We start from the raw sequence: 24628 nt of genomic DNA on the forward strand, positions 1-24628 counted from the left end.
CAGAAGCACAAGAGCCGGCCCCAAGCGGAGGACAAGCCGCTGGAATCTTCGCTATTCTTATTGGCGCGGCAGCCGGCGCCGGTGTTGGAGTTTATTTCCTGGTGCGTGCGCCGCATAACATCACGGGGTGCGTATCGGAGGACGGCAGCGCTCTCCAACTCACCGATGAGCAGGGCAAAAACCTCTATCTGCTTGCGGGTGATATCGCGATGATCAAGCCCAGCGAGAAAGTGCGTCTTTCCGGCAAGCCGGGGAAGGACGAGCAGAAGCGGAAGACGTTCTCGGTGAAGAAGGTGTCGAAGATTTATGGTCCGTGCACGGCTCCTGTCGCTGTCGCTTCGCGCTGATCGGACGGGCGCGGGACTGGGGCTGCGTGATGGATCGCCGCGTAGGTGCGTCAATGAGTCGCGGTCCTGATGTCGATGGCCAGGCAGGAGTGCCGCGTCAAACGCACTGCATCCGGCGTCCATCCGTGAAAAAATAGATACATGGCAGTTAACACAGAGTCGAACACGGAAAGCCGCGAAGCCCGTATGACCGAAGAACCCCGCACTACCCCCAATTTCCTGCGCGACATGATTGCTGAGGACGTGCGCACGAAGAAGTATGGCGAGGCCGTGGTGCAGACGCGCTTTCCACCGGAGCCGAATGGATATCTGCACATCGGGCATGCCAAGGCGATCTGCCTTGACTTTGGGCTCGCCGACGAGGTGGGTGGCAGGACCAACCTGCGCTTCGACGACACCAATCCTGAGAAGGAAGAGCAGGAGTACGTAGATTCGATCCAGGCGGACGTGCGCTGGCTGGGGTTTGAGTGGGAGCGGCTGTGCTATGCGTCGGATTATTTTGGACAGCTTTACGAGTGGGCGCTCAAGCTGATTCGGGACGGGAAGGCGTATGTGGATGATCTGACCGCGGACGAGATCAGGCAGTATCGCGGGACGCTGACGGAGCCGGGGAAGAACTCGCCGTATCGCGACCGGTCTGTTGAAGAGAATGTTGATCTATTTCAGCGCATGAAGGCGGGCGAGTTTCCGGACGGCGCGCGGGTGCTGAGGGCGAAGATCGACATGGGATCGCCAAATATCAATTTGCGCGATCCGATTATGTACCGGATTCTGCACGCCGAGCATCACAGGACCGGGAACGAGTGGTGCATCTATCCGATGTACGACTATGCGCATGGGCAGTCGGATTCGATCGAGCAGGTGACGCACTCGATGTGCACTCTCGAGTTTGCGGATCATCAGCCGCTCTACAAGTGGTTTATCGAGAGCCTGGGCATTTTTCCGTCGCAGCAGATTGAGTTTGACCGGCTGAACCTGACGTACACGATGCTGTCAAAGCGCAAGCTGCTGCAGCTGGTGCAGGAGGGGCGCGTGTCGGGGTGGGACGATCCGCGGATGCCTACGTTGAGCGGGATCCGCAGGCGCGGGTTCACGCCGGAGGCGCTGCGGTCTTTCTGCGGCTACATTGGCGCGACGCGCACCAACGGCATCACCGACATTGAAGTGCTGGAGCATTTCCAGCGCGACGACCTGAACCGGCGCGCGTCGCGGGCGATGGCGGTGCTGCGGCCGCTCAAGCTGGTGATTACGAATTGTCCGGAAGGCGAGACCGAGTACGTCGAGGTGCAGAACAATCCGGAAGATCCGTCGGCCGGCACGCGGCAGGTGCCGTTTTCGCGCGAGGTCTACATTGAGCAGGACGATTTTCGCGAGGTGCCTCCGCCCAAGTATTACCGGCTATCGCCGGGGAAGGAAGTGCGGCTGCGGTCGGCTTACTTCATCACGGCGCAGTCTGTGGTGAAGGACGCGGAGGGAAATATCATCGAGGTGCACTGCACGTATGATCCGGCCAGCCGCGGGGGCAACTCGCCGGATGGGCGCAAGGTGAAGTCGACGATGCACTGGGTGTCGGCGGCGCATGCGGTGGGGGCCGAGATTCGGCTGTATGACAAGCTGTTCTCGAAGCCCGATCCCTTCGACTTTCCGGAGGGCGGCGATCTGTTCGACAATCTGAATCCCAACTCGCTGGAGATTGTGGCGGACGCGAAGCTTGAGCCGTCGCTGGCGGGGGCGAAGGCGGGCGCGCCTTACCAGTTTGAGCGCGTGGGCTATTTCACGCCGGATCGGGAGTCGACGGCGGAGAAGCTGGTTTTTAATCGGACGCTGCCGCTGAAGGATTCGTGGGCCAAGATTGAGAAGAAGGCTGGGGCGTAACGCCGGGAAGCCGGGTGTCGGACTCCAGGCTGTCCGCAGGAAAGAGGAGTGGCCATGGCTGAATTCATCCGCATCTGTGCGCAGTCGGAGTTGCCCCAGCCGGGGAGCGTGCGCGAGTTCACGGCAAATGGACGCGCGTTGTGTGTCGCCAATAGCGACGGCGCTATCAGCGTGATGGATGGCACATGTCCGCATGAAGCCGGTCCCCTGGGCGAAGGGAGCATCGAAGACGGGTGCGTCGTGTGCCCATGGCACGGTTATGCATTCAATCTGCGCACGGGGGAAGCGCAGGACGATCCAGAGCTCAAGGCAGAAGTTTTTGAGGCGAAGGTAGAGGGCGGTGAGTTGCGGGTGAAGCTGTAGGGCAGACTCCAGTTGCGATCTCGCGGTACAGGGCGGGCGAGAGCGGCTTCAGCCATCTATGGAAATCGCGCCGCTCAGGCGAGGAATCAGCATGCCGGGGCTGGAATGCGACATAGCGAAAAGCAGATCCCCGCCGGGAATGACAGACAAGAAAGGCAAGAACAGAAGCAGGTCCTTCCCCTTCGTTGCACTCAGGGTCAGGATGACGGAAGTTTCGGTGGGGATAGGCAGAGTCAGCGCGCGGGCTTTCCGATGAGGGGCTTCAGGTCGGGGTGTTGCTCAAGGTAATGTAGCGCCAGGGGGCAGATGACATCTACCCGGAGGTCGTTGGTCTTGGCGTAGTCGAACGCCGCCTTGGCGAGCTCTGTGGCGAGGCCGCGCCCGCGCAGAGGCTCAGGCACTTCGGTATGCCAGATGGTCATCCAGCCGGAGTTATCCAACTCAAATTGAAGATAGGCGGTTTGCCCGTCCTGATCGATCTCGATCCGGCTCATGGTGTTCTTCGCAGCGGCTGTCTTTTTGTCCATTCACTGCTGATGCTCCAAACCAGGATCCCGCTCCACTTTCTCGCCCCCCAATGGAGCCATGTTCTGCGGACCGAGTATTTCAAGGCGCTTGAGAGGGAGCGGATATCGCCCCCAAATCAGATAATCGAGGACCACTCCGCCGGCGACGTACGGACTGAGGAATGCCAGCGGGACAACAGCTCCGTTTGCGATGAGCGATTTGGCGATACTTTTGTTCCCTCTGCTTCCTCGGCGATAGCCGGGAACCTGCGGAAGATCGAACAGCGCCAGTTGGATCTCGGGGTGCTTGCGCGCATAGCGCACCAGTTTGTAGGAAATTTGCCTGGGGGTGGTAATTCCCGCGTCAGGAAGGATGCTGCGCCGAAATGTCTGCGGGAAATATTGGTTCAGGATGGCGGCCGTGAAGTCTGCGCAATTCCTGTGAAGCAGGTTGAAACGGGAGAGGTTTGCCTCGCCGTTCATCCGGGCGATCAATGCGTCGTCCTGGGCTTCGGCGGTTGAAAAACGGAAGGCGTAGATGCGGCGCTCATACGACACGCCCACAAATTGACTCCACCCTCGCTTTACATTGCCCCCGCGGGGCACGTCTTTGCCCAGGCTGAGCAGATGCGCGTCATGGTATTTTTCGCGCAAGGCGTTTACCGTTGCCTGGTCCACATGCGAGGGAACTTCTGAGGCGTTTTCAACGGAATAGAGGTAAGGAAGCAGGGGCATCGCGATCCAGTCGTAGGGCGCGATTCCCTGGTAGCGGGTGATTACGGCGCCCAGTTGTCCGGGTGCGCAGCGACGCAGCTTTACGGGAGTTTCAGCACAAATGCGCTCAAAGTAAACCGCATCGTGACCAGTGGGGTTCATGAAGCCAAATAGGCCGAAGGGCTCCTCCATCAACATCGCGGCCTGCGCATGAGCGCGCGGGCAAATCGTCGACGCCATCGTCACGGCCAAGAGAAGGAACGGAATCCCGCGTAAGGCTCGCCTACCAGTCCGGCCGTTGCTGTGCCGATTCCAGAACGGAATAAAGCCAGGAAAGAACCGAACAACCGGTGCGGCCGCGCCTCTCACCGGCAAATTCCGTTCACATCTACCGTCATTTTGGGACGCGGGGGCAGCGGCAGGCCTTTCGCTTGCAATGCCCCTTCGAGAGTATCGGGCTGTTCGGGAAGCGAGGGGTCGAGTGAAGTTTTGTAGAACGGATCCTTTTCCGCCTCTTCCAGGGTGACAAAGCTGAAGCCCTTCTCGCGATAGAGCTTGAGGAGGCGGGGAAGCATGCGGGCGTCGAAGGCTCCCACGTGCATCAGCAGGACGTAGGGAATGTCGTGGCTGAAGAGGGCTTTGGCCATGGCGCGGCGGAAGCCGGCGTCTTGAGAGGCGGCGTCAAGATAGGTGGTTTCGAGTTGTGCGATGGCGGCGGTGTCGTTTTTCGCCACGCAGCGGGCGTAGGGCTCGTTCCACATGTAGTCGCCGAAGCTCATGGTGACGGCAGCGATGCGGTAGTGATGTTCGGCCAGAAACTTGCGGGCTTCGTCGCGCTTCTCGGGTGTGTTGCCCTCGGCGAGAAAGGGATAGCGCAGCCAGTGCCAGTCAGAGCCGGCGGCGTACTTCTCGAGGATGGGCTCGTTTTTCAGCACGTCGGCTTCCCAGTCGGCCAGCGCGGCGGTGTTGAGGTTCATGTGCGACCAGGCATGGTTTCCGAGGGGGAATGCGGCGGCGCGCCAGTCCTTCATCACGGGCTCAGAGGCGGGCTCGCGCTCCGTGGCGACGCCGTTCACAAAGCCGTAGACCCCGGTCATGTGCTCGGCTTTCATGGCGTCGATCAGCTTGCGGCCGATTTCGACGCGGGTCTCACCGGGCGGGAGGGCGCTGTGCGCCGGCACGTCATCCCAAGTGAAGGCGATCTGTTGGGAATGGGCGGAAATGCAGGCTGCGAGAACGGCAGCCGAAGCGAAGAGAATGCGCCCCATGCGCAAAGTGTTCACGTGATCTCCGACGGCCGGAAGATGGCCTCAGGACATGGTAGCGGATGAGCGGGCCGCTGGAATCGGGGGCTCAACGGATCTGGCTGATGGGGCCAATCTGGTCGATTCGGACAATAGCCTGGGCGGGGACCTGGACGGGGGCCTGAACGGGGGGAATGGCTTCCATGGGATAGCCGAGTTTCTTCCAGGCCTGATAGCCGCCGCGCAGGGGGCGGACGCGTTCGACGCCCAGCTTTTGGAGCTGCATGGCGGCGCGGGCAGCGGTTTCCTCATTGGGGCAGGTGCAGTAGAGGACCACGTCGCGGTCGCGCGGGATCTCAACGTGGCGGTGGATCACTTCGTCAGGGGCAATGCGATGGGCTCCGGGCAAGACGAAGGGGTCAGTGAGCTGCTCTACGGGATGGCGCAGGTCGACAATGCAGAAATCCTCGCCGTTCTGCATCTGGGTGAAGAGGTCTTCGGGCTCGAGGCGGGACTCCACCATCTGGCGCAGGAGCATGCGGCGGCGCACCAGGCGCATCACGAAGAAGAGCACGATGCCGAGCACCAGGAGAGCGCCGGAGAAGCGGCCGACCCAGTCCAACAGGCTGGGATCGCGCTTGAGGGCGTCGCCGAAGAGGCGGCCCCCCACCAGGAACGCGAGCAGCCATAGCAGGGAGCCGGCTGTGTCGAGGATGGCGAATTCCCCGTAGCTCATGCCGGCCTGCGCGGCTACGGGCGGGCTGAGGATGGCGAGTCCGGGGACGAACTTGGAGATGAGGAGAGTGACCTGGCGGCGCTGGCTGAACTGGAGCTGGGTACGTCGCACGCACAGGGTGGGCTCCATGGAGAGGCGGCAGAGGAGATTGAGTACGTAGTTGCCGTAGCGGCGGCCGACAAAAAACCAGGCGCTGTCGGCCACAAGGCAGGCAGCGAGCCCGAACAGCAGCGCTTCAACCAGGTTGAGCTGGCCCTCAGCGGAGAGCGCTCCGGCGGCCAGCAGCGCCGGAATGGCCGGGAACGGCGCACCAAGCTGCTCGATCAGCACCCACGCGAATAAGAGCAGGTACCCATAGGTAAGGAGAATGTGCGTGGGTAGGGACATTGCCGGGAATCTCCGTTTGCAGCCGCAGGATTAAAGTAGCTTTTCGCTCGGACAGAGAGCAAGGGGAAGCTGTCTGGGTATCGGATGTCCGGCAGTGGAAATCGGTGCAAGAAGGCGAGTGGTGTGCCTGCCAGGAGCGAAATGCCTGGGACCTTGCTTACGATGGTATGCCTTTCGAGGCGACGTCGCCGCTGGCTTGAGGGGGAATGAAAACGAACGGCCGCCCGAGGGCGGCCTGTCTGTTGCGAGGAGGATGAGCGGCTTTACTGGTCGACGCCCTGGCCGGCGGTGGTCGATTCCACCGGGATGGCCGAGGCGGTGGCCTGCACCGGCTTGTTGATGAAGTAATTGTGATCCCAAAGGTTGCGGTAGAAGGCTCCGGTCAGCTCCGCGGCGCGGGGGCCGAAGGTGGGGCGTCCGCCCTCGAGGAAGAACACCGTAACCAGGCTGCCCTGGGGGGCTTCGGAGTAGGAAGCGAACCAGCCGAAGCGGGTGCCGTTATTGGAGCAGGTGCCGGTTTTTCCGAAGACGGGCAGTTCCGTAAAGCTGGTGCGCAGGCGGCGGGCGGTGCCGTACTCGACCGCGCCGGCCATGCCGTCCTGAAGTTCGGGCACATACCGGGCGATGTCGAGGGTGCGCTTGACGTGGGGCGCGAAGCCTGCGATTTCAGCCGCGGTGGTGGGGTGCTGGAGGTAGTAGAGGGTTCCGCCGTTAGCGAGGGCTGCAACATAAGCGCCAAGCTGGAGTGGGGTCATGGAGACGCCCTGCCCGAAGCTGCACATCTTGCCCACGCCGCCTTCCGAAGCAGGGATGGGCTGGTCAGGATAGGTGCCGAGCTGTTCGCCCTGGATGTGCCAGCCGGCCAGCTCGCCGAGGCCAAACTCGTTGGCGTAGTGCTTGACGCGCTCGAAACCGAGCTCGCGGCCGAGTTCCTCGAAGTAAAGGTTATTGCTCTTGGCCAGCGCCTGGGTCATGTTCATGCGGAAGCCGGGGAGCTGGACCATGGTGTCGCGGGTGACGATGCCTTCAGAGAGAGCGGCCATGGCGACCGTGATCTTAATGGTGGAGCAGGGCTCGGCGCCGGGCGAAAGGGCCAGCTTCTGGTTGACCATGGCGAGGATGCGCCCGCTGGAGGGGTCAATGACCAGCGCGGTGCCGTTCATGTCGCCGAGGGCATCGATGGCGGCCTGTCGCACGATGGGGTCTTCGCCGGTGGTGAGGTCGCCGGAGAACTGGTCAGAGCCGGCGAAGGAGCTTGCGGTGAAGCGCTCGTAATAACGATGGCGGCCGTGAAGGCTGGCGCGGCGGATGGTGGGCGCGCCGTTGCCGACCCGGCTGGTGTGGTGGCCAGCATGGACGGATGCGGCTTTGGGCGCCCTCCGGACGGCTGCTCTGGCTGGGGTCTTCGCCGATTCGTGCACCGTGGCCCGCGCCGCGTGATGCGCGTGGTGGCTTTCGACCAGGTGCTGCGAGCGGGGGTGATGAAGGGTATGGGGCGCGTCAAGGGCGGCCGCTGAGGCAGCGCCAGTGCTCGCGAGGGCGATGGTTAACAATGCGCAGGACAGTCTCATCCAGCCAGCATCCTCTCAACAAATGGATTCTTGCCGTGCGTCTGCCGTGGGGAAGGCGCACTCATAACTGCTCGTTCCATTTGCGGGATCTTGCGCACATTCACCGCAAAAAGACTTAGTACCCTCTCAACTCGAACTCTCCGGGGATGAAGTCACCGAAGAGCTCTGGTGCGGCACGCTCGCGGAACCTGAAACACGTCCCCCTGGGTGGCCGTCGATCTGAAAAAAGAAACATTTGGGCTGGAGAGCTTGGTTCGAATATACAGCTATTTCACTCCAGCACAGGTTGAAAGCTTGTGACGCCGAGCACTTCAGCTACGTACTTGGAGTGAGCTGAGGTTTTCCGCGTCGCCCGTGACGAGGAGAAAAACCGCAGCTACAACCATTATGTAACCTGCTGCGAGTTTCTCCAAGCCGGTGGTACCAATCAGTGAACCCCTTTGGTTCTGATGGTGGTCCCTGGGGTAGTTCGGCCCGTTTGCCTGCCAATGAGCATTTAGACGGGCAGGTTGGCGGGACGAAGATCAAAGTTTTCTCAGGCTACGAGACGCCGCAGCCTGAAACAGTTAGAACTGCATGCGGCGCATGAAGGCGGGGACGTCGAGATCCCGCTCCATGTCGTCGCGCTTTTCGGCATACATCGCTACCGGCTGCTCCGTCGGCAGGGCCGGGCGGACGCCATTGCCGAGGTCGGTGGCGTAGTCGCGCGGCAGGGGCTTGAAGGGCGGCTCCTCGGAGAGCTCGGCGAAGCGCGGCCGAGCGGGTCCGATGGGGGCAGTGTCGGCAAAGAGCTCGTCGAAGGCTTTCAGGTCCTGCTCGACCCTGGCATGGTGATTGTCAGAACGAGCGGCAGGGTGGGCTGCGGCTGGGGTCGGAACAGCGGCCTGGGCCGGAGTCGAGACTTGGCCGGAGGGCTCCAGCTCTTCCACTTCGCTCATGAAACGGGGGGGTGGCGGAGCGGCGGCTTGAACGGGCTCGGGCTCGGGCACGGAGGGGGGTTCCGGAGCCGCTTCAGGCAGCGGAGCTACGGCGATGGGTACTGAATCGAGCTGGGAGGCGGGCTGCCGGGCGGGGATGGTGGCCATGACAGGTACTGACACGGGCTCGCGCATCCAGTTGTCGCTGGAGAGGACCGGAACCGAGATTACCGGAGTATCTTCGACGCTGAGCATGCGGGCGCGGCGCTCCGGGCTCTGGTCGCGAAAGCCGGTGGCGATGACGGTGATCTTGACCTCGTCGCCCATCTTTTCGTCGAGGACTGCGCCGAAGATGATGTTGGCGTCTTCGTGGGCGGCTTCCTGGATAAGGGAGGAAGCGGCGTTGACCTCCGAGAGGCGCAGAGCGCTGGAGCCGGTGATATTGATGAGGATGCCGCGGGCTCCGTCAATAGCGCCGGCCTCAAGCAGCGGGGAGGCCATGGCGGCCTGGGCGGCTTCGACGGCGCGGTTTTCGCCGGACCGGACGGCGGTGCCCATGACGGCGTGGCCCATGCCGGCCATGGTGGTTTTCACGTCGGCGAAGTCACGATTGATGATGCCGGGGATCGTGATGATGTCAGAGATGCCCTGCACGCCCTGACGGAGGACGTCATCGGCGATGCGGAAGGACTCGAAGAAGCCCGCGTCCTTGGCGACGGCGAGCAGCTTCTCATTTGGAATGACAATCATGGTGTCGACGGAGTCAAGCAGTTCTTTAAGGCCACGCTGGGCCTGCTGGAGGCGGCGCTTGCCTTCAAAGACGAACGGCTGGGTGATGACGGCGACGGTGAGGATGCCCATCTCGCTGGCGAGGGAGGCGATGACGGGGGCGGCTCCGGTGCCGGTGCCGCCGCCGAGACCGGCGGTGACGAAGACCATGTCGGCGCCTTCGAGGGCTTCGATGATTTTTTCCGAGTCCTCAAGGGCGGCGCGGCGGCCCACATCAGGATTGGCGCCTGCGCCGAGCCCGGAGGTGAGGCGGACGCCGAGCTGGAGCTTGACGGGGGCCTGGCAGAGCTTGAGCGCTTGGACGTCTGTGTTGGCGGCGATAAACTCGACGCCTTCCATCTTCGCCTGGATCATGCGGTTGACGGCATTGCCGCCGCCGCCACCGACACCGATGACCTTGATGCGCGCGCCACGCGGGGTTTCATCGTGATACTGAATGCGCATTTCCCCGGCTTGTGCTGACTGTTCCATATAATCTCCCCGGCCTCCTGATTAGCTGCTAGCCGCTAGCTTCCAGCTTCTAGCTTCATCTTGTTGTTTCCCGCCAGGCGTTTCCGCTGGCTCGTTCTAAATCTCTGACCTGCAGCTCATAGCGAGCACCTGGCTAGTAGCCAGGAGCTAGAAGCTGGCGGCAAAAATGGCGCGCAGTTTGGCGCGCAAACCGTTGTTCTCCGCGGCGCGCGTAACGCGCGTGCGGTGTGCGTACAAGAGCATGCCGATGGCTGTCGAAAAGCTCGGATGGGCCAGTTCGCCGGGCATGTTGGAGAGCCGGACAGGCATGCCGGTGCGTGCAGGCACGCGAAGCTGGCTCTCGGTGACGTCGAGCAAACCGGGCAGCATGGCACCCCCGCCGGTGACCACGCAGCCGGCGCCGAGGGCGTCAAGCACGCCGCCGTTGCGGAGGCTTTCCTTGACGTAATACATCAACTCGCGGGCGCGCGGCTCGAGGATCTCAGCGACATAGCGGAGCGCGAGCTTCTGGGGGCTGGGATTGGCGATTTCGATCTCGGCGTTCTGCGGAACGGCGGTTACAACGCAGTGTCCGTACTGGCGCTTTAACTGCTCAGCGTGCGAGACGGGCATCTGGAGGCCGACTGCCAGGTCATTGGTAAAGTGGGCGCCGCCGACAGGAACAGACGAGGTATGCGCGACGGCGCCCTCGAAAAAGACAACCAGGTCGCTGGAGTGGGCGCCGATGTCGAGAAGGCAGACGCCCAGTTCGCGCTCGTCGGCGGAGAGGGTGGATTCCGCCGCGGCGACGGATTCGAGCACGGCTTCTGAGACTTGAAGGCCGGCGCGGTTGGCGCAGGTAACGCTGCTCTGCAGGGCCGAGCCGGAGCAGGTGGCGATGTGGAGGTCGACCTCAAGCCGGGCAGCAACCATACCGACGGGGTCGAAGATGCCGGGCTGATCGTCGACGATGAACTGGCGTGGGAGTAGATGCAGGATCTCGCGATCGGGCGGGCGCTCCACGGCACGGGCACGTTCGACGGCGGTGCGGACGTCTTCGCGGGTGATCTCGCGCATGCGACTGCCGAGTTCGAAGCCGCCGTTGGTGTTGAGGCCGCGAATGTGGGGGCCGCCGACGCCGACGACGCAGTCGTCGATGTTGGCGCGGGCGACGCGCTCGCATTGTTCGGTGGCGGCTTTGACGACGCGGGCTGCGGGGCCGAGGTCGGCGATGAGGCCTTTGCGCATGCCGGCCGAATCCATGGCGGCGTGGCCGCGATAACGCAGAGCGCCCTCGTTCAGATCAGCCGCAAGGATGCGGGTGTGGGCGCTGCCCACGTCGAGCACTACGATCAGATTTTCCTGTTCCTGGCTCATCGTGTGCTCATTGGCCCCGGTGGATTGCGGCTGTGGAGTTGGCGGCGTGCTGATGACGAAGCAGGGCGGCGCGGTGCGCTGCCTCGCGTTTTTCCTTTTCGCGCTGCGCGGCGGTTTTGGGTTTGGCGGGCGCCGTTTTGGCGACGTGATGCGGTTGTGGTTTGTGCTCAGGCTTAACGGAGTGCTGAGGTTTGGCCGGAGTTGTCGAAGCCGATGCAAGCGACTCCGGGTGGGTGGCTGGAGACGGCTTGGCGATTGTGGATGAAGTATCCGACGAGGCGGCAGCGGTGACTGTGGCGGACGCAGCATTGCCGCCGGAGGCTCTTTCCAGCACGACCTGGCTGTCATAACGCAGGTCGAGTGCTGAAAGGGTGGGGTACTGCTGACGCCACTCGGCGATATGGGACTTATAGCGCTGATAGCGGGCGAGGAACTGCTCGTCGCCGAAGTGCAAGAGCGTGGGATCGTCCTGCATGAGGACACGGGCGTCTTCGGGGTCGGTGAGATCGATCTCGGAAATCTGCCGGGAGATGTTTTGGCCGTTGGAATCGAGATCGGCGATGAGCCGCTGGTAAACGGCCATGCGGGTGCGGCGCGCGGGGAGGGGCTCACGCGGATCGATGCCGGTGACCACCGGGAACGAGTAGTGGTGCTGCGTCATGGCTTCAGGGGACATGGTGAGCAGCACGCCGTCGGCGTCGACGAGTTCGATCTGCTGGCCTTCACGCACGAAGGCGATGGGGGTGCGTTCGACGACCGAGACGCGGACCTGGTCGGGCAGGAGACGCATGACGGTGGCGCTTTTGATCCAGGGGATCTGCTCAAGCTCTTTGCGGCGTTCGCTCAGGTGGATGAAGAAGATGTTTTTGCCAATGTCGGCGCCAAAGATGGGGAGGATGTCGGCACGGGGAACCTGGGTAAGGCCGACGGCCTGCACGTCTTCAGTTCCCGCGATGCGGAATCGGGAATCGCGCTCCAGCAGGTTCTTGAGAGCGATGACGCCGGTGGTAAAGGCCCCGAGGACGAGCAAGGCTCCGCTGGCGAGCAGGATACGGCCGAGCCGGGTGGTGGGCCGGTACCAGGGGCCGGAGGGCTTTTCAAACTGACGGCGGCGGCGCGGAAGTTCCTCGTCGTCCTCCGGATCCGCCATTTCGACGGGCATGCCGGGGAGGTTGCGCCCGGAGGGGTTGCGCCCGGGGCGGGGCGAGACTTCCTGCACGCGCCGAGAGCGGGGCTCTGCGGACGTCTGTTCCTCCCAAGGGAGGGAGCCGATTTTGGGATTGCGCTGAGCCACGCCTGAGCTGGTCGTGAGAATCGCCAGAGTCCACTATAGGGCGGATAGGAGTGGATATCCGGGCGGGGTGGAGTGGGGGGAACCCTGGGGGTAAACGGTGAAAGCCAGGAAAAAGGCAAACGAGGGAAAAGGGGAAAGAGGGGGCAGGTGGTGGAACTGGGCGAAAGCGAGGAAAACTGCGGAAACAAATGCATTAAGCTGGCGGGATGAATCGGATTCTTAGTAGCTGGGTGTCACGGCTCGCGCCGGCCTTTTTGGCGATAGCGGTTCCCTGCTCTGTTTCCTGCTTTGGGCAGGCGGAGCATCCGTACAAGTACTTTCGCGTGGGGAATACGGCCGACGCGGCGCATGGGGAGCCTCGGGCTGGGTTCGCGCTGATGGGTGGGGGGGCGGATCTGGATGAGGCGTTCGCGTGGATGTGCGAGCGGGCCGGGGGCGGGGATTTCCTGGTGCTGCGGGCGACGGGCGGGGATGACTACAACCCCTATGTGCAGAAACTGTGCCCGAAGCTGAATTCGGTGGCGACGCTGGTGATTCCCAATCGCGCGGCGGCGGAGGACCCGTTTGTGGCGGAGAAGATCCGCAAGGCGGAGGCGGTTTTTATTGCTGGAGGCGACCAGGCGAATTACATCAACTTCTGGATGAAGTCGCCGGTGCAGGACGCGCTGAACGAGGACATCGCGCGCGGGGTTCCGCTGGGCGGCACCAGCGCGGGGCTGGCGGTGATGGGTGAGTGGGCTTACTCAGCGCAAGGGGACAAGCCGGATGATCCAAACCTGACGGGGAAGCTGGCGATGAGCGATCCGTATGGGGCGCGGATCACACTGGCGCAGGGGTTTCTGAGCATCCCGGTGCTGAGGGGCATCGTGACCGATACGCATTTTGCGAAGCGCGACCGGATGGGGCGACTTCTGGTATTTCTGGCGCGACTGGAGGAGCCAGATGGAAAACCTGAGCCGCCTCCTGGAGAGGGCATGCGCGGCATTGGGGTAGAGGAGAGGGCAGCCGTCCTGCTGGATCCCGACGGAGCTGCGCGTGTAATTGGACACGGAGCGGCTTACTTCATCGATGGCAGTAAAGCACACGGCATACTGATCGGCGGGCAGTTCAGAGTGACGGCGCTGCACGAGCCGCTGACGTTTGGGCCCTATTCGGTGCAGAAGGTTGAGGCGGGTCATGCGTTCGGCCTCAAGACGTGGACGGGGGAGTCGGCGAAGTATCTGTTGAATGTAAAGGATGGACAGATCGTGTCGTCGCAGAAGGGTGGTACGGTGTATTGACCAGTCAGGGTGAGGGGCGATCCAGAGGGGGAGTGGGGCTCGTGGTTCTCGAATCTTAAGGTCGAGATCTGGGGGCATCACAGAGTAGTAGGGGAACGATCTACCGGGGTTGTAGGCGTGTCCCCCAAGCCGCAAAAACAAAGACGCGGCGATGATAGGGCACCCGGCCTGCTGGGGGAACGATCGAGGTGGATGGGTTCTTGGCCGCGTTGTAACAGGAGTGTAACCAGGGCCTAAGTAACGCTGAAGAGATATCCCAAAGCATCCACTCTGCTGGTTGCCCGAATCTAAGCAGCAACGGGGGGCCCATCCCATGAAATCCCAGCTGGCTGGTTCACTTACGAGTTTCGTGTGTCTTCTTGTGTTCGCCGCGCCTGCGGCGTTCGCCACGGTTTCCGTCACCAGTCCGGCGAGCAGCGCGTCGGTAACTTCTCCAGTGCGATACCGGGCGACCGCGTCCTCTGGCGCGTGCGCGCAGGGCGTGGGTTCGATGGGCATCTATATCAATAATCAGCTGACCTATGTGGTGGATAGCAGCAGCCTGGATACCAGCCTCTCTCTCAGCCCTGGCTCCTATAACACTGTGGTGGAGGAATGGGATCGTTGCGGAGGGGCTAGTTATACCTCTGTGCCAATCACCGTGCAGCAGCCGCTGGGAGTTACGGTGACGGCTCCGCAGGATGGCGGCACGTATACGTCGCCGGTGACGTATGCCGCTTCGGGGCATACGACCTGCGCGGGCGGCATCTCGGCGATCGGTATCTATGTGAATGGCCAATTGGCCTACAAGGCAAATGCGGCCAGTCTGAATACTGCGCTGACACTCAGTCCGGGATTCTACAAAACCACGGTTGAAGAGTGGGATAACTGCGGCGGTGCAGCGATTACGCCGGTCGGGATCAACGTGGTGAACAAGACGGGCGTCTATGTGGCCACGCCGGCTGCGGGCAGTTCGGTTACGTCCCCGGTGATCTATTCTGCTTCCGCTACGACGACCAGTTGCTCAGGCGGCGTGTCGTCGATGGGAGTTTATGTCAACAATAAGCTCACCTATGTGAGCAACGGGTCAGCGCTGAACACCAAAATCACTCTGACTAATGGGGCTCAGCACACGGTGGTGGAGGAGTGGGACAAGTGCGGGGGCGCGAGTTACACCACGGTAAATCTGAATGTCACGGCGCAGAAATCGATCAGGGGAATCGCGGTAAGTCCTGCCCCTGTGAGCCTGCCGATGAGTTCGACGGAACAGTTGAAGGCGACGGCCACTTACAGCGACGGCTCGACAGCGGATGTAACATCGAGCGCTGCCTGGACGATCGCCAATGGGGCAGTGGGCACCGTAAGCAGCTCCGGGTTGGCAGATGCTTCCAGCGCGGGCGCAACGACGATCACGGCCAAGAAAGACGGCGTGATTGGCAATGCGCAGTTCAACGTCGCCGTTCCGCCGACGTCTGCTGTGGACATTGCGACCTGGCATGCGGATAGCAGCCGCACGGGATGGAACCAGAAGGAGATCGCGATTGGGGCTTCCAACGTGAGCCCCGCGAATTTCAGAAGAATGTTCTCGTACCTGGTGGATGGATATGCTTACGGCGAGCCTCTGCTGATGTCGAACATCACGATCAAGGGTGGCGTGCATAACGTGCTGTACGTGGCCACCGAGCATGACAGCGTGTACGCTTTCGATGCGGATAATTATGGCGCGCCGCTCTGGCAGGTTTCGTTGTTGAAAGCGGGCGAGACGCCCGCTACGGCCGGAACCATTCAGCCGTTTGAAGGCGTGACATCGACCCCCGCGATTGACCGGGCGAGCAATACCCTCTATGCCGTATCGAAACAAAAGGCAGCGGATGGCACCATCAGCTTCCGGTTGAACGCACTGGATATTACAACGGGCGCGCAGAAATTCGGCGGGCCGGTGACGATCAATGCTTCGGTGCCGGGCACCAATTCGGATGCGGTGAACGGCGTGGTTTCTCTGAGTCACTCGTGCGTGCAGCGCGCGGCATTGCTGGTTGCCAACAACTCCGTCTATATCGGGTTTGGCGGTTGTCACAGCGGGTGGCTGCTGGGTTACAACGCTCAGACGCTTGCGCAGACGGGGGTATTCAATGCCAGTCCAAACCTGGATGGCGAGGGAGCGTTCGCCAGTGCGGGCGGCGTATGGATGGGAAGCGGAGGGCCAGCGGCCGATAGCGCCGGGAACATTTACGTTGTCACGGGGAACGGGCCATGGGACGGCAAGACGGCCTTTGCGGATTCGGTGATTAAGTTCAGCCCCACGCTGAAACTGGAAGACTATTTCACACCCGCGGATTATGCGTTCATGAACTGTAACGATGCAGATTTGGCCGCGGGCGGCATCATGCTGATTCCCGGAACCAGCCTGGCCGTGGCGGGCGGCAAGACAGGAAGGCTGTATGTGGTAAACACCAGCAATCTCGGAAAAGAGAGCGCGGGCGATGCGGGCGCGGCGCAAACATTGTGGTTCGAGGGAGACGTGAGCGCACCGTATTCGTCGACGTGTACCGACGTTTCCGGCGCACACACGGCCAGTCACAGTTCGTATGAGATCTTCGGCACGCCTGCGTGGTTTAACGGCGCGGCGTATCTGGGGATTACGCCGACGGTCGCGGGGATTCCGTCCGGCGTGCGGCAATTTCCGATGTCGGGCAATAGGCTGACGTGGGGACCTTACACCACACCGGGAGTGCAGGTGAACACGCGGGGGACCACGCCGTTTCTGTCGGCAAATGGCTCTTCAGGCGGTGTTCTGTGGATGATCGACACGGGGCAGCCACTGCAGAATTCGGGTTCGACCGCGCCGACAAATGCCACCCTGCGCGCGTATGACGCGAGCAATCTCTCGCGCGAGCTGTATGACAGCAATTTGAACTTTGGGGACAGGCCGGGGTACGGGATCAAGTTCACCTCGCCGGTTGTGGGGAACGGAAAGGTGTATGTGTCGACGGGGCACGATCTCACGACGGTGGCGAATCCGCAGGGTGAGATTGATGTGTATGGGTTGAATTGAGTGACGGGTCTGCGGTGTCCCACCCTGAGCGCAAGAACAAACACGCGCTGAGGGTGGAGCATCTGGGTTGGCGACACTTTGCGAAGGTGGGTTCTTCGCTTCGCTCAGAATGACAAATTCAAGTAAACATTCGTGACTGAGTCGAGTGCTCTACGACCACTCGAGGGTATGGACGGACTCGGCGGGTAGCGTGATGTCGAGAGCGTTGCTGCCGAGGACGAGTTGGGTGTGCTGCTCGGAGCCTTTGTTGGCGATGACGAGGACGTGCTTGCCGTCGGGATTGATGTAGCCGCTACAGGTGACGGCGGCACTCCTGGCATCCGTTCCCGTGCCACTGGGGGCGACGCCGTTTGTCGCGAAGACTTTGGCGCCGCGCTTGATGTGGCGCGAGTAGTGCGCGAAGGCCCAGTACTGACCGCTCTTGGTGACTTTGTGGCTGCCGTTCTTCTCGGTGCCGCCTTCGACCGTGATGGTGCCGCCGCAAGAGAAGGGACCGATGTTGGGCTTGCCTTTTTCGTCGAGCGCGAGGTTCCAGGCGGTGATGGAGCGGGCCCAGTTGTTGAGGATGCTGTTGAAGGTCTCGGCCCAGGTAGTGTAGTCGGTCAGGTAGTCAGGCTGGGTGTAGTCGGGACCGCCTTCTGTCCAGTACATGTTCTTGTGCGGGAAGGCGTCGTGAACGCGGCCCATGGCAGAGGCTTCGCCGACATAGCCATGCCAGGCGATGCCGTCGACTGCCTCGTAGACGGTCGGGTCGGAGAGCTCGTCGATAGCGCGGCCCCAGAGCGAGTAGTTGTGGTCGAGGATCCAAACCTTTGTGTCGAGGCCGGCCTTTTTGATCTCAGGGGCGAGGAACTTGGCGGCAAACTCCATCTCCTGCTCCTGGGCCCAGAGGCAGGCGGGCATGCGGCCTTCCTGCTCGGCGTCGCTTTCGTTCTGGACGGTCACGGCCTGGATGGGCACGCCTTCTGCCTTGTAGCCCTGAAGGAACTTGACGAAGTAGCGGGCGTAGGGATCGAAGCTTTGCTTGCGCATGGCGCCACCCAGCATGGACTTGTTGGGCTTCATCCAGTTGGGCGGGCTCCACGGCGATGAGAACAGGAATAGGTCGGGGTTGTGCTTGCGGCTTTCGCGGAGGATGGGGAGGTAGTACTCCTTGTCGTGATCGATGGAGAACTTGCTGAGTTCGGGGTCGGGGGTGTCGCTCTCGTCGAAGCTGTAGAGGGTGCGGGCGTAGTCGGAGGCGCCGATGCAGGTGCGGCAGACGTTCATCGCCATTTCGCTGGGCGAGAAGATGTCGTGGAGGATGGCGTCGCGGTCCGGCTGCGAGAGCTGGTTGAGGACGTAGCAGGAGGAGTCGGTCATGGCGGTGCCGAAGCCAAGGATCTCCTGGCGGGTGGCGGTGGGGTTGAGGATGACGGCCTGGGCATTGATCTGGCCGGCAGGTTTCCAGGCGAGCGGGTCGGCGGCGATGTGGCGGCGGTCTCGGTAGGTGCTCCAGATTTTGACGCTGGAAGATGGCTGCGCGAAGAGGCGGGAGCCGGTGAGGGAGAGGACGGCGGCGGAGGCAGAGGCAGTCTTAAGAAAAGTGCGGCGGGAACGCTGGGTCATACGTACGGCTCCTGGCGGGATGCAGATGGATTGCCGGAGGCATGATACATCGTTCGGGCGTCTGGTAAAACGTTTGCGTGAGAGCAGCGGGTCAGGGTCGCTTCGCGACGTATCGAGTTGGCAGGTTAGCGGTTTCCCAGGTCTCCAGAAGCGGGAGACCGCGGGGCACCGGGCGCCCGGAGATGCTCGAGGGGAAAGCGGGTCCTTGGCTTCGCTCAAGATGACGAATTTGTGGAGGAAGTGGATGCGAGCCTGTCGACGACTTGGGGGGCGAGTTGGCTGACGCTGCCGGCGCCCAACGTAAGGATGAGGTCGCCTTCGTGCGCACGCGAGGTCACGGCTTCAATGGCTGTGGGGAAATCAGGCACGTACTGGACGCGCGGGCCGGCGATGCGGTCGGCCAGGCGCTCTGCATCAACGCCCGGGATGGGCTGCTCACTGGCGGCATAGATGGGTAGAACGTAGACGCTGTCGGCGTCAGTGAATGCCGAGGAGAACTGGTCCATCAGGTCAGCAGTGCGGGTGTAGCGGTGGGGCTGGAAGACGACGTGAATGTGCTTGTAGCCGCAGTCGCGAGCGGCGGCGAGGGTGGCGCGGATCTCCGTGGGGTGGTGACCGTAGTCGTCGACCACGGCGATGCCGCGGGCGGTGCCCCGATGCTGAAAGCGGCGGTCGACGCCGCGGAAGTTGCGCAGGCCGTCGGCGATCTTTTCCGGCGTGACGCCGAGCTGGTGGCCAATGGCAACGGCTGCGGTGGCGTTGAGGACGTTGTGTCGGCCGGGAACGTGGAGCTGGAATGGGCCAAGAGTACCGGTGGCGGTGTGGACCTGGAAATGCGAGTAGGGGACTGGATCAGAAGAGTTGGAATGGGCGGAGGCGGCGTCCGCCAGGAGGATTTCGAGGCGGTAGTCGGCTTCGCGGGCCACTCCATAGGTGAAGACGCGGCGTTGGACACGGGGGAGAATGGCGGCAAGCTGCGGATTGTCGAGGCAGGCGGTAATTGCGCCGTAGAAGGGCACGCGGTCCATGAAGCCGAGGAAAGCGCGCTCCACGTCGTCCATGTCGCCGTAGGTGTCCATGTGCTCGCGGTCAAGGTTGGTAACGACGGCGAGGATGGGCGAGAGCTTGAGGAAGGAGCGGTCGGACTCGTCGGCTTCAGCAACCAGGTACTGGGTGGTGCCGAGGCGGGCATTGGAGCCAAGGGCATCGACGCGACCGCCGACGACAACGGTGGGGTCGAGCGCGCCGGCGGAGAGGACGGAGGCGACCATGGAGGTTGTCGTCGTCTTGCCGTGCATGCCGGCGATGGCGATGCCGTACTTGAGGCGCATGAGCTCGGCGAGCATTTCGGCGCGCTGGATGACGGGTATTTTGCGGGCGCGGGCTTCGAGGACCTCAGGGTTGTCAGAATGGACGGCCGAGCTGGTCACCACGACGGTGGCGTTTCCGACGTGGGCGGATTCGTGGCCCTCGTAGATGATGGCGCCGAGGGCGGCGAGGCGGTCAGTGACGGGAGAGCGGCGGAGGTCAGAGCCGGAGACCTTCATGTTCTGGTTGAGAAGGATCTCGGCGATGCCGCTCATGCCGATTCCGCCGATTCCGATGAAGTGGGCGTGCTGGGAGGTGGCGAACATGGCAGGTCGAAGATTCAGGGTAACAGGGCGGCACCGGAGATGCAGGGACAAGGGACCGAGGGGCAGAGGATGAGTGTACAGGTGGTCAGGAGACAGGTGATCAGGTGATCAGGTGGTCAGGTGCTCAGGTGGTCAGGTGGTCAGGTGGTCGGCTGAACAGGTGGCCCGGGGTGTCTGGTGGTCGGTGGTGGGTGCGAGAGAGGCAGGTGATTCGCGGTTTTCTGGACGTTGATCCCAGGTGCCTGGTGGCTGTTTTTGGGCGGCGTTTGACGCGCGACGGAGTGAAAAGTTGCGGGGATTTATTTTGGGGTAAAGAGCGCAACATCCTGTTCTAAGTGGCGTTTAGGAGGAACATAACCGGCGGGCACTGAGGCAAGCAGGAGCCAAGCCTCAGGGAGCCCGGAGCCGGACGGGTTTCGCAAAACAGTCGTTTCGTGAAGAAACGAGCGGGCCCACGGAGGAGGAGTTATGAAACAGATTGGCAAATGGATGTTGGGTGCTGCAGTGGTGGCCGGAACGCTTGGCCTGGGATCGACCGCAGCCCACGCGCAGGTTGGCGTCGGCGTGTATGTCGGCGGCGGACCGGCGGCGTACGTCCCTCCGTGCCCTGGGCCTGGCTATGAATGGACGGCCGGCTACTATTCCGGTGGCTACTGGGTTCCGGGACGGTGGGCCTATGCGGGAGCGAACTACTACGGTAACGGCTATGGCTATCGTGTGTATCAGCGAGATCGGGATTGGGACCGCGACCGGAACTGGGATCGTGGGCGTGACAGGGACCGTGGGCGAGGCCGGGAGCAAGAACACTTCCGGGGCGATGACCGGGGCGGGCGTCGCGGAGGAGATCGGGACCGCAGGTAAGCAGTAATTTTCCCCAGAACCTGCGCGACGGACGGCCTCTCCAAAACTGGAGAGGCCGTTTTGTATGTGGCACCGAGAAAATGGTGATCCCACAGGGGCAAAATCGGTTCACAATGTGACATGGGTGGCCGCAACTTTTGGCGGCGGATGCGGTTTGAATGAATGTAAGCCGGGAAGGATTGTAAGAGTCCGGGACGGCAGTGCTGAAAGCGGAGGCTGCGACTTCCGGGCGGTCCTGAGAGAATCGGGGCCGGTGGCACGAGGAGGTTTTATGCGGAGTTGGCGTTTTATCTTATTGGCGATTGCGTTGCTGGTGCCCATGGCTATGACGGCGAACGCGCAGGTGTCCGTCGGGGTTGGCGTGGGGATTGGGCCGGCGGTGGTGGCGGGGCCGGTGGCGTATGGACCACCCGTCTGCGACTGGGGCTACTACCCTTACTACCCCTACTCTTGTGCGCCATATGGCTACTACGGGCCTAGCTGGTTTACAGGTGGCATCTTTATTGGCGCCGGTCCCTGGTACCACTGGGGCTACGGTCACGGCTACTGGGGCCACGGCGGCTGGGGTCATGGCGGCTATCACGGCGGTTACGGATACCACGGCGCCGGCTACGGCTATCGCGGTGGAGCGCGGCCGGGCTACGGCGGCGGTTATGGATACCGCGGCGGAGTGGGCAGTGCGCCTCGCTTTAGCGGGGGCGGACATGTCGGTGGCGGGTTCGGTGGCGGGGCTGTCCATGGTGGCGGTGGCTTCCACGGTGGTGGCGGTGGCTTTCACGGAGGTGGGGGTGGCTTTCACGGTGGGGGCGGCCACCGATAAGTTGTTCTGATCGAGATACCTGGGGAGAAAAAGACCTGTCCGCTTCGGCGGATGGGCCTTTTTCGTTTGGTGTGGTGGATCGCGAAGGACTGGTTAAGGTTCGTGGTCTCCCACCCTGGCCGCAAGGAACAAAGGCGCGGCGAGGATGGGGTCACCCGGCGTTCGTGGAAGCGGGAAGATGTAGAAGCGGGCTCTTCGCGTTGCTCCAGAATGGCAAGACTGCCGTTTCCTGCATGGGACGGTCGTAACGAGCCGCTAGCCGGCGGGGGTGGCAATGGGCAGGGTGAAGGAGAAGCGGCTGCCGCGGCCGGGGGTACTTTCGGCCCAGACGCGGCCGTTGTGCTGCTCGACGATGCTGCGGCAGAGGGCAAGGCCGAGGCCGGTGCCGCCCAGGGCCCGGGTGTCCGAGGCGTCGCCCTGCTGGAAGCGGTCGAAGATGTGTTCGAGCTTCTCGGGGGCGATTCCCTGCCCCTGGTCTTCGACGACGAAGCAGACGTCCGACTTGCCGCTGGGCTGCGCGCTGAGGGTGATGAGGGTGTTGGGCGGGGAGAATTTTATGGCGTTCGACACCAGCTCATTGAGGACCTGAAGGATGCGGTCCTCATCGGCAAGCACCAGAGCGGGGATGGCTTCAATGCGGAAGCGTAGGCCGGCGTCCGCGGCGTGCCCATGGGCTACGTCAGAGGCGCGGCGGAGCAGGTCAACGGCTTCAACGGGAACGCGGCGGAGAGGCATGGCGCCCTTCTCGACTTTATCGAAGTCAAGGATGTCATTGACCAGGCGCGTGAGGCGGTCGCAGTTGGAGATCGCCATCTCGAGCATGTGCTTCTGCTTTTCGGGGCGTTTCTCTAGCGCGCCCGAGGAGATGAGCCCCAGCGAAGCGCGCAGGGATGTGAGCGGGGTGCGCAGCTCGTGGCTGACGGTGGAGATGAATTCGTCTTTCATCTTTTCCAGGCGGCGGCGTTCGCTGACGTCCTGGAAAGCGACGACCATACCGGAGATGCGGCGATCTTCAATGAGCGGGCTGGCGGTGTATTCGACAGGGATGGAGGTGCCGTCGGCGCGCCAGAAGACTTCGTCGCGCTGGCGCACGGTTTCCTGCCGGCGCATGCCCTGGAGGATGGGGCTGGTGACTTTGGAGTAAGGCGTGCCGTCAGCGTGGCTGTGGTGGATGAGGTCGTGAATGACGCGGCCGGTGAGTTGGCCGGGCTCATAGCCGAGGGCGCGGGCGCCGGCCTCATTGATGAAAGTGAGGCGTCCGTCGAGATCGATGCCGTAGATTCCGTCCCCGACGGATTGGAGGATGAGTTCGCGCTGGCGGGTGGCAAGGTGGAGGGCTTCTTCAGCCTCGTGCTGCTCGGTGACGTCGACGCCGTGGTTGAGGATGAAGGGGCGCTCGCCCCGGAGCTCCATGCGGCGGCTGCGGAAGGCGATGCGGCGGTAGACGCCATCGCTGCGGCGGACGGGAATGGCGCCCTGCCACTCGTCTTTGGTGCGAAGGGTCTGCAGGCACTCGTGAAAGGTGAGGGCGCCGGTGGAGTCGAGCAATTCGGCGATGGAGCGGCCGGTAAGGTCTTCAACGCGGTAGCCGAGGGTTTCGGCAGTGAAGGCGTTGAGCGAGGTCAGGCGACCTTCTATGGTGCAGGTAAAGACAAAGCCGAGGGAGCTCTCGACGACCTCGCGGTAACGGGTCTCGCTGGAGAGCAGGGCTTCTTCGGCTTCGCGCTGGTCGGTGATGTCCTGACCGCTGACGATGAGGTACTGAATTTCGCCGTTGGGGCCTTCGAGGGGGCGGAGGGTCCAACTGACGCGGCGGGTGAGCGCGCCGGAGATGCGCCAGAGGGTTTCATGGGGGCCGGAGACTTGTCCAGAGGCGGCATGATGCAGGGTGCCGGCGGCCCAGTCGCGGTCTTCGGGCTCGAGGACTTCTTCAACGAATGGGCGGCCCACGGAGTCGACGATGCTCAAGCCGGTGAGTTGTGCGCAGGGCTGATTGAAGCGCACGATGCGGCCGGCGGTGTCGAGTACGGCAACGAGAGCGGGGATGGAGTCGAGGGTGGCGGCGACGAAGCAGCGTTCGACGGCCAGGGCGCGCTCAGTGCGCTGGCGGGCACGTTGGGCGTGTTCCTGGGCGCGGACGCGGTTGTAAAGCTCGAGCCGGGTGATGACCTGGCGTGCCAGGACGTCGAGAAGCGTGATGTGTTCGTGGCTGAACTGCCTGGGGCTGCGTGCCAGGATGGCGAGGGTGCCGATGATCTGCTGGTCGGGGCTGATAAGCGGCACGCCGGCATAGGAGCGGCAATTGGCGGTGGCGGGCACCTGAATGCCGTCCGGAGGGAAGCGGCGATCCGCAGCAGCGTCAAGGACGAGCAGCGCCTGCCCGGTGGTGATCACCCAGTTACAGCCGGTGGAGACGCGGGGCTGCTCGGGCGCATTGAATCCAAAATGAGATTTGAACCAGAGGCGACTGAAGTCCATCCAGCCGATGTAGGCGTAGTCGGCGAGACTCAGCACGGCCGCAAGCTCGGTGAGTTCATCGAGCGCGGGATCGGGGCTGCGGTCGAAGACGTCGAATTCCGACCGCGACAGTGTGATGTACTCCGAGTGCTGAAAACCTTGCATTTTGCCCACGAGTTCCGGCCGCGAAGGGCGTTCTCATCAGTATCGGAGAATCAGAGGCGATTGACTCTGACACAAAAGAGGCACCGTGCGCTAAATGCACTACAACCCTGGTAATTGGAAACCTCGTTACCAACTGCCGCCACCTGCGGTGGGCCAACCGCGGCTTCGCCGCCAGGGAGTGGGATTCGTGGTTTCCCAC

Annotated in this window: 18 protein-coding genes; 7 read left to right on the forward strand and 11 right to left on the reverse strand. The window is 62.7% G+C overall.

Going from position 1 to position 24628, the window contains the following annotated elements:
- Nucleotides 1-101 precede the first annotated feature (101 nt).
- The 3 genes from VGL22_RS07305 to VGL22_RS07315 all read left to right on the forward strand — a co-directional run bounded on the left by VGL22_RS07305 (nucleotide 102) and on the right by VGL22_RS07315 (nucleotide 2585).
- A complete protein-coding gene (locus tag VGL22_RS07305; protein WP_465266247.1) occupies nucleotides 102-347 on the forward strand; it encodes a hypothetical protein in 246 nt (81 codons plus the stop codon).
- A gap of 141 nt (nucleotides 348-488) precedes the next feature.
- Complete coding sequence (locus VGL22_RS07310; RefSeq protein ID WP_465266248.1) at nucleotides 489-2222, forward strand: glutamine--tRNA ligase/YqeY domain fusion protein; 1734 nt, start codon at nucleotides 489-491, stop codon at nucleotides 2220-2222.
- Between the two features lie 54 nt (nucleotides 2223-2276).
- The gene (locus tag VGL22_RS07315) at nucleotides 2277-2585 is read left to right on the forward strand and encodes a Rieske (2Fe-2S) protein (protein WP_465266249.1); all 309 of its coding nucleotides are present in this window, start codon (nucleotides 2277-2279) and stop codon (nucleotides 2583-2585) included.
- Between the two features lie 233 nt (nucleotides 2586-2818).
- On the opposite strand, the gene VGL22_RS07320 is transcribed toward VGL22_RS07315, so the two are convergent.
- The 8 genes from VGL22_RS07320 to VGL22_RS07355 all read right to left on the reverse strand — a co-directional run bounded on the left by VGL22_RS07320 (nucleotide 2819) and on the right by VGL22_RS07355 (nucleotide 12495).
- Nucleotides 2819-3112 carry a GNAT family N-acetyltransferase gene (locus VGL22_RS07320; RefSeq protein WP_465266250.1) on the reverse strand — a complete coding sequence of 98 codons (294 nt, stop codon included), beginning with the start codon at nucleotides 3110-3112 and terminating at the stop codon, nucleotides 2819-2821.
- The gene (locus VGL22_RS07325; RefSeq protein ID WP_465266251.1) at nucleotides 3113-4057 is read right to left on the reverse strand and encodes a hypothetical protein; all 945 of its coding nucleotides are present in this window, start codon (nucleotides 4055-4057) and stop codon (nucleotides 3113-3115) included.
- 113 nt (nucleotides 4058-4170) lie between these two features.
- Nucleotides 4171-5088, reverse strand: coding sequence for a polysaccharide deacetylase family protein (locus VGL22_RS07330; protein ID WP_465266252.1), 918 nt, complete (start codon nucleotides 5086-5088; stop codon nucleotides 4171-4173).
- Between the two features lie 70 nt (nucleotides 5089-5158).
- Nucleotides 5159-6172 (reverse strand): VTT domain-containing protein, encoded by a 1014-nt coding sequence (locus VGL22_RS07335; protein WP_465266253.1) that lies wholly within the window; start codon nucleotides 6170-6172, stop codon nucleotides 5159-5161.
- A gap of 263 nt (nucleotides 6173-6435) precedes the next feature.
- Nucleotides 6436-7743, reverse strand: a complete 1308-nt coding sequence (locus VGL22_RS07340) for a penicillin-binding transpeptidase domain-containing protein (RefSeq protein WP_465266254.1) — start codon at nucleotides 7741-7743, stop codon at nucleotides 6436-6438.
- A 566-nt stretch (nucleotides 7744-8309) separates the two neighbouring features.
- Complete coding sequence (ftsZ, locus tag VGL22_RS07345) at nucleotides 8310-9920, reverse strand: cell division protein FtsZ (protein ID WP_465266255.1); 1611 nt, start codon at nucleotides 9918-9920, stop codon at nucleotides 8310-8312.
- A 147-nt stretch (nucleotides 9921-10067) separates the two neighbouring features.
- A complete protein-coding gene (gene ftsA, locus VGL22_RS07350; RefSeq protein WP_465266256.1) occupies nucleotides 10068-11276 on the reverse strand; it encodes a cell division protein FtsA in 1209 nt (402 codons plus the stop codon).
- A 7-nt stretch (nucleotides 11277-11283) separates the two neighbouring features.
- Nucleotides 11284-12495 (reverse strand): cell division protein FtsQ/DivIB, encoded by a 1212-nt coding sequence (locus VGL22_RS07355; protein ID WP_465266257.1) that lies wholly within the window; start codon nucleotides 12493-12495, stop codon nucleotides 11284-11286.
- A gap of 281 nt (nucleotides 12496-12776) precedes the next feature.
- Here VGL22_RS07355 and VGL22_RS07360 point away from each other — a divergent pair, with 281 nt between their 5' ends.
- Nucleotides 12777-13850: a cyanophycinase gene (locus tag VGL22_RS07360; protein ID WP_465266258.1), complete on the forward strand. Its 1074-nt coding sequence runs from the start codon at nucleotides 12777-12779 to the stop codon at nucleotides 13848-13850.
- Nucleotides 13851-14199: 349 nt separating this feature from the next.
- Nucleotides 14200-16884, forward strand: coding sequence for an Ig-like domain-containing protein (locus tag VGL22_RS07365; protein WP_465266259.1), 2685 nt, complete (start codon nucleotides 14200-14202; stop codon nucleotides 16882-16884).
- Between the two features lie 150 nt (nucleotides 16885-17034).
- On the opposite strand, the gene VGL22_RS07370 is transcribed toward VGL22_RS07365, so the two are convergent.
- Together VGL22_RS07370 and murC are read right to left on the reverse strand one after the other, a co-directional pair.
- The gene (locus VGL22_RS07370; protein WP_465266260.1) at nucleotides 17035-18492 is read right to left on the reverse strand and encodes a glycoside hydrolase family 30 protein; all 1458 of its coding nucleotides are present in this window, start codon (nucleotides 18490-18492) and stop codon (nucleotides 17035-17037) included.
- 215 nt (nucleotides 18493-18707) lie between these two features.
- Nucleotides 18708-20126, reverse strand: a complete 1419-nt coding sequence (gene murC / locus VGL22_RS07375; protein WP_465266261.1) for a UDP-N-acetylmuramate--L-alanine ligase — start codon at nucleotides 20124-20126, stop codon at nucleotides 18708-18710.
- 468 nt (nucleotides 20127-20594) lie between these two features.
- Between murC and VGL22_RS07380 the strand changes: the two genes are divergently transcribed.
- Entirely contained in the window at nucleotides 20595-20987 is a 393-nt protein-coding gene (locus VGL22_RS07380; protein ID WP_465266262.1) for a hypothetical protein, read from the forward strand.
- Nucleotides 20988-21258: 271 nt separating this feature from the next.
- A complete protein-coding gene (locus VGL22_RS07385) occupies nucleotides 21259-21807 on the forward strand; it encodes a hypothetical protein (RefSeq protein WP_465266263.1) in 549 nt (182 codons plus the stop codon).
- Between the two features lie 255 nt (nucleotides 21808-22062).
- On the opposite strand, the gene VGL22_RS07390 is transcribed toward VGL22_RS07385, so the two are convergent.
- Nucleotides 22063-24429: a PAS domain S-box protein gene (locus VGL22_RS07390; protein WP_465266264.1), complete on the reverse strand. Its 2367-nt coding sequence runs from the start codon at nucleotides 24427-24429 to the stop codon at nucleotides 22063-22065.
- Nucleotides 24430-24628: the final 199 nt, after the last annotated feature.

Origin of the sequence: Occallatibacter sp. (genome assembly GCF_036502485.1) — a bacterium.
In the GTDB taxonomy this organism is placed as follows: Bacteria; Acidobacteriota; Terriglobia; order Terriglobales; family Acidobacteriaceae; genus Telmatobacter.